The following is a 10942-nucleotide window of genomic DNA, read 5'->3' as shown; positions in this document are numbered from 1 at the left end:
AGGCGGACGTCGGGGGTCCGGGGGAGGATGGTTGCGCGCGTGGGTTAACGGGAGATTTCCCCCTTGTGGTTTGGGGGACGATGATGGCTCCGCATCCTGGCGGGGGTGCGCCGCCGTCGTCGTGCGGGGCTCCGGCTCAGTGGCCGTCGTAGTAGCCGGTGTCCTTGGCGCGCTGGAACGAGCGCTCGATCTCGGCCTCGGCGTCGGCACGGCCCACCCAGTGGGCGCCCTCGACGGACTTGCCGGGCTCGAGGTCCTTGTAGACCTCGAAGAAGTGCTGGATCTCCAGGCGGTGGAAGTCGGAGACGTCGTCGATGTCCTGGCGCCAGGCGGCGCGCTGGTCACCGAGGGGCACGCAGAGCACCTTGTCGTCGCCGCCGGCCTCGTCGCGCATGCGGAACATGCCGAGCGCGCGGCAGCGGATCAGGCAGCCGGGGAACGTGGGCTCCTCCAGCAGCACGAGCGCGTCCAGCGGGTCGCCGTCCTCGCCGAGGGTGCCCTCGATGAACCCGTAGTCGTCCGGGTAGCGGGTCGAGGTGAAGAGCATGCGGTCGAGGCGGATGCGACCGGTCTCGTGGTCGACCTCGTACTTGTTCCGCTGGCCCTTCGGGATCTCGATCGTGACGTCGAACTCCACTGTTCCTCCATGCTCGGGACGTGCTCGGGGAGATGCTTCGGACATGCTCGCTGCGGGCATGCTCGGTGCGGACGCCCTGTCAAAGTGTGCCATGGGCGCGCGCGCCCGCCGGGTGCGGTGCGGCGGCGTCGAACCGCGGACGGACGTGGGAAGATACGCACGGAGCGCGCCACGGGATCCGGGTTGTGACGATGCTCACGGACAGCTCACGGACGGCTCACGCGCGCGGGAGGACGACATGGGGTGGCGGGCCAGCGTCGGCGCCACCGTGACGACAGTGGTCGTGCTCTTCGGCGGCTATCTCGTGGCGGACGCCCTCGACGTCGTCCCCGGCATGCTCACCACCGCGCCGCCGCCCGCACCGGCGGCCCCCTTCCCGACGGCGCCCGGCGCCACCACGGGTCCCACGCCCGAGCGTTCGCTGCCCGACCTGCCGGCCGACGCGCCGGAGCCCGCGACGTCCGCCGTCGGCAAGCTCGTCACCGGGCTGACCGAGGACGACCGCCTGGGCAAGCGGGTCGGCGCGCTCGTCGTCGACGCGGCGTCCGGCGAGACGCTCGGTGCGGCCGGACCGGACCGGGCGATGATCCCCGCCTCCACGCAGAAGCTCTTCACGGCCGTGGCCACGCTCGCCGGTCCCGGCGGCGACACGACCCTCCCGACGACGGTGGTGCTCGACGACGCGACGCACCTCGTGCTGGTGGGCGGCGGCGACATGATGCTCGCCGCCGGCGCCGGCCACCCCGAGGCGGTGAACGGGCGCGCGGGCCTCGGCGACCTCGCGGACCAGGTGGCCGCGGAGGTCCGGGACGCGGGTGAGGACACGGTGACCCTCGGCGTCGACGACAGCCTGTTCTCGGGTCCGGCCGTGCCGCCCGACGTGCCCGCCGCGGACGTCGAGGACGGGTACACCGCCCCGGTCGCCGCGCTCGCCGTCGACGTCGCGCGCACCACGGACGAGGAGTACGCGCCGCGCCAGAAGGACCCTGCGCTGGCGGCCGCCCGCACGTTCGCGAAGGCGCTGGAGAAGCGGGGCGTGACCGTGCGGGGCGAGGTCTCCCGCGAGGAGGCGTCGTCGTCGGCGCGCGAGGTCGGCCGGGTGGAGTCGGCGCCGCTGCGCGACGTCGTCGGCGACCTGCTGCGCCGGTCGGACAACACGATCACGGAGGTCATGGGGCGGATCGTGGCGATCGACGCCGGCGAGCCCGGCACCGGCACCGCGGCGATCCGCGCCGTGACGGCGCAGGTCGAGGAGCTCGGCGTCGACATGGACGGCGCGACCCTCGTGGACCTGTCCGGGCTCGGCCGCGGCTCGAGGGCGACGCCGCGCCAGCTCGCCGCGACCCTGACCCTCGCCGTCGACCCCGACCACCCGGAGCTGCGCGACGTCGCCGACGGCCTCGCCGTCGCGGGGCTGAACGGCACCCTGCACGACCGGTACCCGAAGTCGAACCCGGGCCGCGGGTACGTCAACGGCAAGACGGGGAGCCTGCCGAAGGTCACCGGCCTGGCCGGCACCGTCGTCACGGCCGACGACCGCATGCTCGTGTTCGTCACGCTCGCCGACCGGGTGCCCGCGGGCGGCTCCTACGGCGCGCGGGTCATCTTCGACCACTTCGCCGGCGACCTCGCCGACTGCGGCTGCCGGTAGACGCACTCGGCAGGCCGGGCGATGGTTACCGTGGTCCCGTGACCACGCCAGCCCCCGCCGCCGAGCCCCTGCTGGACTGGACGGCGGCGGCGCAGATCGCCGCGCGGCTCGCGCGCCCCGGCGCCACGGCCCCCCGCGACGACCTGGACGCGCTCGTCGCCGGTCTGCGCACCGCGGCCGGGGACGCCGTCGGGCACGTGCTGGAGGTCACGCGCATGATGCCCCTGACGGTTCGGGCGGCCGGGGTGCTCGGGGACGTGCACGTGGTGGACCGGGCGGGCTGGACCCGCGCCAACGCGCAGTCGATGCGGGCCATGACGGACCCCGTGATGGCGGCGGTCGCGGTGGACATGCCGCCCACGTCGGCGGCCGCGCGGCTGGCCGGGGCGGCGGAGGTCGGCGGCCTGCTCGCACTGCTGTCGGGCCGCGTGCTCGGGCAGTTCGACCCGTACGGCGCCGGCCACGCGCCCGGGGGAGGCCGGCTGCTGCTCGTGGCCCCGAACGTGCTGCAGGTCGAGCGCGCGCTCGGGCTGCGCCCGCGCGACTTCCGGCTGTGGGTGTGCCTGCACGAGCAGACCCACGCCCTCCAGTTCGCCGCCGCGCCGTGGCTCGCCGACCACCTGGTCGGGCGCGTCGGCGACCTGATGAGCGGCGTCACCCGCAGCTCGGTCGCGATGGCGCGCGCCCCGCTGCGGGAGAAGGCCGCCGTCGTCGGACGCACCGTGCTGCGCGCGGTGCGCGGGGAGCTCGTCACCCCGCTCGACGGGATCCTCGGGCCCGAGCAGCGCCGCGAGCTCGAGGAGATCACCGCCGTCATGGCCCTGCTCGAGGGGCACGCCGACGTGATGATGGACGCCGTCGGGCCGCGCGTCGTGCGCTCCGTGCGCACCATCCGCGCCCGGTTCGAGAAGCGGCGCGACGGCGAGGGGGCGCCCGCGCTGGACGTCGTGCTGCGGCGCGTGCTCGGCATGGACGCCAAGCTCGCGCAGTACCGCGACGGCGCCGCGTTCGTGCGTGCCGTCGAGGAGCGGGTCGGCCGCGACGGGCTCAACGCCGTCTGGTCGGAGCCCGCGCACCTGCCCTCCGCCCGCGAGATCGCCGACCCGCGCGCCTGGGTGCGCCGCGTGCACGGCTGAGGGCGGGCGGACGACGACATGGCCCGCGTCGACCCGGCGCTCGCGGCGGCCCGCGCCGCCGTGCGGGCCGAGCTGGGCGACCTCGCGCGGAGCGGGCGGCTGACACCGGGCGACCTGGTGCTCGTCGCCTGCTCGGGCGGCGCGGACAGCCTCGCGCTCGCCGCCGCGGCCGCGCTCGAGGCGCCCCGCGTGGGCCGCTCGGTGCGCTCGCCGGGGTTCGAGGTGCGGGTCGGGGCGGTCGTCGTGGACCACGGGATGCAGCCGGGCTCGGCCGCCGTGGCGGCCACGGCCGCCGCGCGGGCCCGCGGGCTCGGCCTCGACCCCGTGCTCGTGCGGAGCGTCCGGGTCGACGCCGGTCCCGGGTCGACGGGGCCGGAGGGTGCCGCCCGCTCCGCCCGGTACGCCGCGCTCGACGACGTGGCTCGGGAGGCGGGGGCCGTCGCCGTCCTGCTCGGCCACACGCAGGACGACCAGGCGGAGTCCGTGCTGCTCGGGCTGGCGCGGGGGAGCGGGGCGCGGTCGCTGGCAGGGATGCCCCGCCGCCGCGGCCGCTACCGCCGGCCGTTCCTCGGCCTGCGCCGCGCGCAGACCGAGGCGGTGTGCGCCGCCGTCGGCGTGGACTTCTGGACCGACCCGACGAACCTGCTGCCCGTCGACGGCGTGGACGGCGTCGACGGCGTGGACGGCGTAGCCGGTGCCGACGCGCCCGCCCGCACGCGGGTGCGGGCCGCCGTCGTGCCCGTGCTGGAGGACGCGCTCGGCCCGGGCGTCGTCGAGTCCCTCGCGCGCACCGCCGACCAGCTGCGTGCCGACGCCGACGCGCTCGACGCCCTGGCGGCCGACCTGCTCTCCGCCGCGACCGTGCCACCTGCTGCGTCAGAGATGGTGCTCGACGTCGGCCCCCTCGCGGAGGCGCACGCCGCGCTGCGGCGTCGTGCCCTGCGGTCGGCGGCGCTGGCGGTCGGCTGCCCGCCGGGCACGACGACGGCGCGCCACGTGGACGCCCTCGACGCGCTCGTCGTCTCGTGGCGTGGGCAGGGAACCGTCCACCTGCCGGGCGACGCCCGAGCGCTCCGCGCGTGTGGCAGGCTCTACCTGCGCCCCGCCGAGCCGCACCCCGCCGGGGCGGCGCACCCCCCAGCCCCAACCCCGCCCCTCGAGGAGTGACCGTGGACCAGTCGGACGTCGAAGGCGACCTCGCCAACATCCTGCTCACCGAGGAGCAGATCGTCAGCAAGCTCGACGAGATCGCCGCACGGATCGACGCGGACTACGCGGGCCAGGACCTGCTGCTCGTCGGCGTCCTCAAGGGCGCCGTCATGGTCATGGCGGACCTCGCGCGCCGCCTGCACCACCCGGTGCAGATGGACTGGATGGCCGTGTCCTCGTACGGGTCGGGCACCAAGTCGTCCGGCGTCGTGCGCATCCTCAAGGACCTCGACGCCGACCTCACCGGCCGCAACGTGCTCATCGTCGAGGACGTCATCGACTCGGGGCTCACGCTCTCCTGGCTCGTCGCGAACCTGCGCTCCCGCGGTCCGGCGTCGGTGGAGATCGCCACCATGCTCCGCAAGCCCGACGCCGCGAAGGTGGACGTCGACGTGCGCTACGTCGGTTTCGACATCCCGAACGAGTTCGTCGTCGGCTACGGCCTCGACTACGCCGAGAAGTACCGCAACCTGCCGTTCGTCGGCACGCTCGCGCCGCACGTCTACAGCTGACTCTCCCCGCCGACGAGACGCCGTCGCGCCCTGGGCGAACACCCACGGTTCGTCCACACTCGGCGTGTAGCGTCGTGAACCACACGTTGCCCGACGGAAGGGAAGCGGGGAGCCGTCCCCGTCGCCGATGAACATCAAGAAGATCCTGAGCGGCCCGATCATCTGGATCGTGGTCGGCCTGCTGCTCGTCTCGCTGGCCTTCAGCGCGTTCAACACCGAGCGGGTGTCGCGGATCGAGACCTCCCAGGGGCTCGAGCTGCTCGCCGGCGACACGGTCGACCATGCCCTCGTCGTGGACGGGGAGCAGCGCGTCGAGCTGGACCTGAGCGAGAAGTACGTCACCGGCGCGGGCACCGAGAGCGAGCAGGACCACGGCACGAAGGTCGAGTTCTTCTACGTCGAGCCACAGGGCGACACCGTCGCGACGGCCGTCGAGAAGGCGGACCCGCCGAAGGGCTTCGACTCCGAGAACCCGCAGCCCAGCTTCTGGAGCTCGATCCTCGGGTTCCTCATCCCGTTCCTGCTCATCGGCCTCGTGTTCTGGTTCATCCTGTCGAGGGCGCAGGGCGGCGGGCGCAACGGCGTCATGGGCTTCGGCAAGTCCAAGGCCAAGCTCATCAGCAAGGACATGCCGCAGGTGACGTTCGCCGACGTCGCGGGCGTGGACGAGGCCGTCGAGGAACTCCACGAGATCAAGGAGTTCCTCGAGGACCCGGCGAAGTTCCAGGCCGTGGGCGCCAAGATCCCCAAGGGCGTGCTGCTGTACGGCCCGCCGGGAACCGGCAAGACCCTCCTCGCGCGCGCCGTCGCCGGCGAGGCGGGGGTGCCGTTCTACTCGATCTCCGGCTCGGACTTCGTCGAGATGTTCGTCGGCGTCGGCGCCTCCCGCGTGCGCGACCTGTTCGAGCAGGCGAAGAACAACTCGCCCGCGATCATCTTCGTCGACGAGATCGACGCGGTCGGCCGCCACCGTGGCGCCGGCATGGGCGGCGGGCACGACGAGCGCGAGCAGACCCTGAACCAGATGCTCGTCGAGATGGACGGCTTCGACGTCAAGACGAACGTCATCCTCATCGCCGCCACCAACCGGCCCGACATCCTCGACCCGGCCCTGCTGCGCCCGGGCCGCTTCGACCGCCAGGTGGCCGTCGAGGCCCCGGACCTCAAGGGCCGCGAGCACATCCTCAAGGTGCACGCGCAGGGCAAGCCGATGGTCGAGAGCATCGACCTGGCCGTCGTCGCGCGCCGCACGCCCGGCTTCACGGGTGCGGACCTGGCGAACGTCCTCAACGAGGCCGCGCTGCTCACCGCCCGCAGCGGCGCGCAGCTCATCGACGACCGCGCGCTGGACGAGGCGATCGACCGCGTCATCGCCGGCCCGCAGAAGCGCACCCGCGTGATGAAGGTCAAGGAGCAGAAGATCACCGCGTACCACGAGGGCGGTCACGCCCTGGTCGCGGCGGCGATGCGGTACACGGACCCCGTCACCAAGGTGACGATCCTGCCGCGCGGCCGGGCCCTCGGCTACACGATGGTGATGCCGATGGAGGACAAGTACTCCACCACCCGCAACGAGCTGCTCGACCAGCTCGCGTACGCGATGGGTGGCCGCGTGGCCGAGGAGATCGTCTTCCACGACCCGACCACGGGCGCGAGCAACGACATCGAGAAGGCGACGGCGACCGCGCGCAAGATGGTCACCGAGTACGGCATGAGCGAGAAGGTCGGCGCCATCAAGCTCGGCAGCGGGTCCGGGGAACCGTTCCTGGGCCGTGACATGGGCCACCAGCGCGACTACTCCGAGGCCGTCGCCGGCACGGTGGACCACGAGGTGCGCAAGCTCGTGGAGGCCGCGCACGACGAGGCGTGGCAGGTGCTCACCCAGTACCGCGACGTGCTCGACGACCTCGTGCTGCGCCTGCTGGAGAAGGAGACGCTCAACCAGGCGGAGCTCGCCGAGGTCTTCGCACCCGTCGTCAAGCGCGAGCCCCGCGACGTGTGGCTGTCCAGCGAGCAGCGCACCGTGCACACGCGCGGCCCGATCATGACGGACGCCGAGCGCGCCACGTCCAACGGCAACGGGCAGGTCGTGCCGCAGGACGAGGCCGCCATCGTGGGCAACGAGAGCGACCTGCAGGAGGCCGGCCCGGGCGTCGGCACCGACAGCGAGCCGCCGGCGGCGGGGGACAACCGGTGACCGACCCGGTGACGGACCTGGGCATGCGGGCTGCCGTCGACGTGCCGCCGTACGACTCCGACCGTGCCGAGGCCGCCGTCCGCGAGCTGCTGCTCGCGGTCGGCGAGGACCCGGACCGCGAGGGCCTCAGGGACACGCCGGCCCGCGTGGCCCGCGCCTACCGCGAGATCTTCGCGGGGCTGCGCCAGGAGCCCGAGGACGTGCTGACCACCACCTTCGACCTCGGGCACGAGGAGATGGTGCTGGTGCGCGACATCGAGGTGTACTCGACCTGCGAGCACCACCTGGTGCCCTTCCACGGCGTCGCGCACGTCGGGTACATCCCGAACACGGACGGTCGGATCACGGGCCTGTCGAAGCTGGCGCGGCTCGTCGAGGTGTTCGCCCGGCGCCCGCAGGTGCAGGAGCGGCTGACGACGCAGGTCGCGGACGCGATGGTGCGCATCCTCGAGCCGCGCGGCGTGCTCGTGGTGGTGGAGTGCGAGCACCTGTGCATGTCGATGCGGGGGGTGCGCAAGCCGGGCTCGCGGACCGTCACGTCGGCGGTGCGCGGCATCATGCAGAACGCGACCACGCGGGCCGAGGCCATGAGCCTCATCACGGGACGGTGACCCGGGCATGACGGCGCACCCGCGCGACGCGGTGGTCGCCGGGCTGCCGGAGCTGTCCGGCGTGGGCCGGTGCCTGGTCATGGGCGTCGTGAACATCACGCCCGACTCGTTCTCCGACGGCGGCCGGTGGTTCGACGCCGACGCCGGCGTGCAGCACGGCCTCGACCTGCTGGCGGAGGGCGCGGAGATCCTGGACGTGGGCGGCGAGTCGACCCGGCCGGGCTCCGCCCGAGTGGACGAGGCGGAGGAGCTGCGCCGCGTGGTCCCCGTCATCGAGCGGCTCGCGGCGCAGGGCGCCGTCGTCTCGGTGGACACGACGCGGGCGTCCGTGGCCGAGGCGGCGGTCGCGGCGGGCGCCCGGATCGTCAACGACGTCTCGGGCAGCTACGCGGACCCGCGCATGGGGCACGTCGTGGCGGAGACGGGCGTGGCGTACGTCGCGATGCACTGGCGCGGCCACGCGGACGTCATGGACAGCCTCGAGGTGTACGACGACGTCGTCGCGGAGGTGCGCGACGAGCTCGCCGCCCGCATGGACGGGCTGGTCGCCGTGGGCGTGGACCCGGAGCAGCTCGTGCTCGACCCGGGCCTCGGTTTCTCGAAGGCCGGGGTGCTGAACTGGCCGATCCTCGCGCACCTGGACGCCCTGAGCTCCCTCGGCCGGCCGGTGCTCGTGGGCGCGTCGCGCAAGCGCTTCCTGGGGCATCTGCTCGAGGGCACGCGCGGCCTGCCCGACGACGAGCCCGCGCCGCCGCTCGAGCGCGACGACGCCACCGCCGCGATCTCCGCGCTGTCCGCCGCCGCCGGCGCGTGGGCGGTGCGCGTGCACGCCGTGCGCGCCAGCGCCGACGCCGTCCGGGTCGCGGACGCCTGGACGTCGGCATCCCGCGACGTGAAAGATGCCGGGATGACCGCACCGGCACACCCCACCCACGCCGTGGGCGGAGCAGGAACCGCCGCTGATGAGGAGGGCACCTCGTGACGTTCGCCGCAGCCGTACCGGGACCGGACGGACAGCCGCTCGACCAGATCCGCCTCGCCGGCGTCACGGCGACGGGGCACCACGGGGTGCTCGCGCACGAGCGCGCCGACGGCCAGGTCTTCAGCGCCGACGTCGTGCTGCACCTGGACACCCGCGCCGCCGCGTCGTCGGACGACCTCGGGCGGACCGTGAGCTACGCGGACGTCGCCCAGGACGTGCACGACGTCCTCGCGGGCTCCCCGGCCGACCTCGTGGAGACCGTCGCCGAGCGGATCGCCGCCGTGGTGCTGAGCCACGAGGCCGTGCAGGCCGTCGACGTGCGCGTGCACAAGCCGCAGGCGCCGATCCCGGTCCCGTTCGACGACGTCGCGATCGTCGTGCGCCGCGACCGCGCGCGGCCGCCCGTGGTCGACGCGGGCCTGGAGGCCGAGCCGGCCGGCGCGCCCGTCCCGCCCGTCGTTGCGGCGCCGCCGGTCGAGCCCGCCGAGGTGCACGCGCCCGTCCCGCCGGCCCCTGTCGCCGCAGCGCTGCCGGTCGAGCCCGCTGCGCCCGCCGAGGCGCCCGCGCCGCCGCCGGCGGACCCGCTGGACGCCACCCCTGCCGAGCCGGTCGACGCCGTGCTGGCGCTCGGGGCGAACCTCGGGGACGCGCAGGTCACGCTGCGCCAGGCCGTGACGGACGTGGACCGCCTGCCCGGCGTGCAGGTCATGGAGGTCTCGCCGCTCGCCCGCACCGCCGCCGTGGGTGGGCCGGAGCAGCCGGACTACCTCAACGCGGTGCTCGTCGTGCGCACCACGCTCTCGCCGCGCGACCTGCTGCGCAGCACGCAGCAGGTGGAGGCCCAGCACGGTCGCGTCCGCGAGGAGCGCTGGGGGCCGCGCACCCTCGACGTCGACATCGTGCAGTACGGCTCGCTCGTCGTGACCGCCCCCGACCTCGAGCTGCCGCACCCGCGCGCGAAGGAGCGGGCTTTCGTGCTCGTGCCGTGGGCCGAGGTCGCGCCGGACGCGCTGCTCGGCGGGCCCGGCGGCGGCCCCGTCGGCCAGCTCGCGGTGACCGCCCCCGACCGGGCCGGCATCCGCTGGCTCGCGCTCGACTGGCTGACCGGGCCGACCCAGAGCACGGGCCAGGTCTCGGCGGTCGCCGCCGACGCGGCGCCGTCCACCCCGGTGCCGCAGTCCGCACCGGCGGTGCCTGTCGACCAGCCTGCCGACCAGCCCGTCGACCAGCCCGCCGACCAGCCCGCCGACGACGCCCCGACGTCGTACGCGCCGGAGGCCTACGCCGGTGAGGCGTACACGCCGGAGGCCTACACCCCGGAGACGTACGCGCCCGAGCCGCCGCACGCCGCGCCCGCGCAGCCCGTCGAGCCGTCGTCGGGCGGCAGCCCGGTCGTGGAGCAGTACGCGCCGGAGCAGTACACCCCGGAGACGTACGCGCCGGAGCAGTTCACCTCGGAGCCGTACGCGCCGGAGACGTACGCGCCGGAGCAGTACGCCCCGGAGCCGTACCAGCCGGTGCCCCCGGCGGCCGAGCCGCCCGTCGTCGAGCCCCCGGTCGTCGAGCCGCCGGTCGCGCCGGAGCCCCGCCGCGAGGACCCGCCCGCGCCGGACGCGCGCGCCGTCGTGCCCGACCCGTTCGGCCCCGACCCCGACCAGCCGATCGTGCCGCGCCCCTTCGCGCCCGTCGGGTCGCCCGCGCCGGCCCCGGCGGGGCCCCGCGACGACGCCCCGGAGCCTCCGCACGCCCCGGTGCCCCCGGCCCCGGCGAGCCCGTTCCCTGCGCCCGCCGACCCGTCGGCGCGGCCGTCCGGGCCGACGGCGCCGCCCGCCGCGTCGTCGTTCGCCCCGCCGGTCCCGCGGCACGAGCCGGTGCCCCCGGCCCCCGCGCCCGCCACCGACCTGCCCGCCTTCCCGGACCCGTTCGCACCGCTGCCGGAGGCGTACCCCGGCCAGCGGCCCGGTCACGACGGCCCGCAGGAGCGGTTCGGGGAGGACGGCCGCTGAG

9 protein-coding genes are annotated in these 10942 nt (G+C 75.0%); 8 read left to right on the top strand and 1 reads right to left on the bottom strand.

Annotation, left to right across the window (positions count from 1 at the left end):
- Positions 1–136 precede the first annotated feature (136 nt).
- Complete coding sequence (locus ACFVS0_RS20015; protein ID WP_416344998.1) at positions 137–637, bottom strand: inorganic diphosphatase; 501 nt, start codon at positions 635–637, stop codon at positions 137–139.
- Between the two features lie 268 nt (positions 638–905).
- On the opposite strand from ACFVS0_RS20015, the gene dacB reads away from it, so the two are divergent.
- The 8 genes from dacB to folK all read left to right on the top strand — a co-directional run bounded on the left by dacB (position 906) and on the right by folK (position 10941).
- The gene (gene dacB, locus ACFVS0_RS20010; RefSeq protein WP_430548581.1) at positions 906–2288 is read left to right on the top strand and encodes a D-alanyl-D-alanine carboxypeptidase/D-alanyl-D-alanine-endopeptidase; all 1383 of its coding nucleotides are present in this window, start codon (positions 906–908) and stop codon (positions 2286–2288) included.
- A 38-nt stretch (positions 2289–2326) separates the two neighbouring features.
- A complete protein-coding gene (locus tag ACFVS0_RS20005) occupies positions 2327–3424 on the top strand; it encodes a zinc-dependent metalloprotease (protein ID WP_430588941.1) in 1098 nt (365 codons plus the stop codon).
- Positions 3425–3442: 18 nt separating this feature from the next.
- Entirely contained in the window at positions 3443–4591 is a 1149-nt protein-coding gene (tilS, locus tag ACFVS0_RS20000; RefSeq protein WP_430588940.1) for a tRNA lysidine(34) synthetase TilS, read from the top strand.
- Between the two features lie 2 nt (positions 4592–4593).
- Positions 4594–5145: a hypoxanthine phosphoribosyltransferase gene (gene hpt, locus ACFVS0_RS19995; RefSeq protein ID WP_430548584.1), complete on the top strand. Its 552-nt coding sequence runs from the start codon at positions 4594–4596 to the stop codon at positions 5143–5145.
- Between the two features lie 127 nt (positions 5146–5272).
- Positions 5273–7342, top strand: a complete 2070-nt coding sequence (gene ftsH / locus ACFVS0_RS19990; protein ID WP_430548585.1) for an ATP-dependent zinc metalloprotease FtsH — start codon at positions 5273–5275, stop codon at positions 7340–7342.
- A gap of 23 nt (positions 7343–7365) precedes the next feature.
- The gene (gene folE, locus ACFVS0_RS19985; RefSeq protein WP_430549025.1) at positions 7366–7953 is read left to right on the top strand and encodes a GTP cyclohydrolase I FolE; all 588 of its coding nucleotides are present in this window, start codon (positions 7366–7368) and stop codon (positions 7951–7953) included.
- A gap of 7 nt (positions 7954–7960) precedes the next feature.
- Positions 7961–8935 carry a dihydropteroate synthase gene (gene folP / locus ACFVS0_RS19980; RefSeq protein WP_430548586.1) on the top strand — a complete coding sequence of 325 codons (975 nt, stop codon included), beginning with the start codon at positions 7961–7963 and terminating at the stop codon, positions 8933–8935.
- Positions 8932–10941: a 2-amino-4-hydroxy-6-hydroxymethyldihydropteridine diphosphokinase gene (folK, locus tag ACFVS0_RS19975; RefSeq protein ID WP_430588939.1), complete on the top strand. Its 2010-nt coding sequence runs from the start codon at positions 8932–8934 to the stop codon at positions 10939–10941. The genes folP and folK overlap by 4 nt, the downstream gene beginning before the upstream one ends.
- Position 10942: the final 1 nt, after the last annotated feature.

The organism is Isoptericola sp. NPDC058082 (genome assembly GCF_042885055.1).
Taxonomy (GTDB): domain Bacteria; phylum Actinomycetota; class Actinomycetes; order Actinomycetales; family Cellulomonadaceae; genus Isoptericola.
The sequence above is the reverse complement of the archived record's forward strand: the minus strand, read 5'-3'. Positions and strand labels throughout refer to the sequence as shown.